Source organism: Kitasatospora sp. NPDC098663, from assembly GCF_044760075.1.
Lineage (GTDB): Bacteria > Actinomycetota > Actinomycetes > Streptomycetales > Streptomycetaceae > Kitasatospora.
Genome location: NZ_JBIWAP010000135.1, coordinates 1 through 1,618, shown reverse-complemented (window position 1 = coordinate 1,618; position 1,618 = coordinate 1). Strand labels below are relative to the sequence as shown.

Genomic DNA, 1,618 nt, shown 5'->3' with positions numbered 1-1,618 from the left:
CCCGACAACCGCTCCGCCACCCGCCGACCGGTCTTACCCGTCCCACCCACCACCAGCACCACACCAGCACCGACCGGAAGATCCACAACACCCTTGGCAACCACAGCAGCCACCCCATTCGGAGAAGAAGTCGACGAAACCAGCGGACCCGGGCGGTTCTGCGAACCCCTCGCGTCCGTCCTCATGTCCACCAGTCAAGTCCACTCCGGGCCGGCGAACCATAGCCTCCACACTCACATCCATGCGCGAGCGTCTACCGTCCCCCGGTGTGCCCCGCCCCGGGTCCTGTCCGGCCGGACAGGACCCGGGGCGGGTCTGCTTCGCCATCCACCAGAACACACCCAACCCGCCACGAACCACCCGCCTTGAGGCGGTCTCCAGTGGATCTCCAGCGCCGGCACACCGCCGCCACACCCCGGCCCGGGCCACCTCAAGCGGAGGGGTGCGCGCCGGGTGGGACGGGAGACCGGCCCGGAGTCCAGGCCTAACGCGCGCCCGGGTGGGCGGGGGTGGCCGGCACCGGGTGAGCCGGCGGCGGCTCAGGGCAGCAGCAGGCCAGGGACGAGGACCAGGCCGACCAGGCCCGCGACCAGGGTCGGCAGGCCGGTGACGCCCATCCACACGAGGTGGCCGGCGAGCCCGCCCGGCGTGTCCGCCGACAGGCGGCCGGGCACCACCAGGACCGTACGGGGCCGCGCCACGTCCTGCACGTCGGCGGCGCTGCACTCGTGCCGCTGCGCCGTGCCGAGCTGGTCGGTCACCCGGTAGGTGTACCGGAGTGTGCGCCGGGTGCTGCGGGAGTGGCCGCGGACGTCGTGCACCCGGTACTCCCCGAGGTAGGAGCCGGTGAACTCCGCCGGGCGGAGCTCGCCGAGTGCCTGCTGCTGGCGCCAGTAGCGGAGCTGCCAGGGCAGGTTCGCCGCCCAGGCGGCGCTCACCCACCAGGCGGTGAAGCCGGCCCAGACGAACCCGGCCCGCACGGGGTGGCCGAGCAGGGCCAGGGCGACGGACTCGGTGAGGCAGCCGGTGAACAGGGCGAGGAGGCCGAGCTGCCAGCCTGCGGGCCGCAGCGGCCTGGGCCGCCGGAACGGTTCGACGCGGATCGGCGTCCGGTCGGCCGGGGCCTCGGCGAGCCGTTTCAGCCGTTGCGCGTTGATGGCGTCGGCGAACGCCTGGGCCTTGGCGTCGGTCGTGCCCAGGCGGAATTCGGAGCGCTCGCCGCGCCCCGGAGGGTCGACCTCGACGCACAGGTCCCAGAGCACGCCCCGGCCGGGGACGGCGTGCACCCGGCGGATCCGGCCGTAGGGGATGTGGAAGGCCTCCGGTTCCTCCTGCCACACCAGCGCGGATCCGGTCATCCGCACCGAGCGCCGGCCGAACCAGGTGCGGAGTTCCCTCGGCGGTGCGAGTACTGCCTGCCCGGCCATCGCTGTTCTCGTGCTCCCCGTGACGTGATCTCGGCCGCGTGATCATATAGCCGCGGCGGCTCCCTCCAACGGCCGTGGGGGGCCGCCCGAGGCCCGCCCCCCCCCCCCCGCGGCGGGGAGGTGACCCCACCAAACCCCCCCCGGCCGTGCCGCCGGCCCAGCCACGCGCCGGGCGAAAGGGGGGGGCGCTG

1 protein-coding gene is annotated in these 1,618 nt (G+C 74.5%); it reads right to left on the bottom strand.

What is annotated here, in order from left to right; genetic code table 11:
- Positions 1-539: 539 nt before the first annotated feature.
- Positions 540-1,427 (bottom strand): hypothetical protein, encoded by an 888-nt coding sequence (locus tag ACIQVZ_RS42435; RefSeq protein ID WP_402458544.1) that lies wholly within the window; start codon positions 1,425-1,427, stop codon positions 540-542.
- Positions 1,428-1,618 lie beyond the last annotated feature (191 nt).

Bases quoted from the DNA above. Each gene is read 5' to 3' on its own strand.
- ACIQVZ_RS42435 (WP_402458544.1), bottom strand. From the start codon at position 1,427: ATGGCCGGGCAGGCAGTACTCGCACCGCCGAGGGAACTCCGCACCTGG.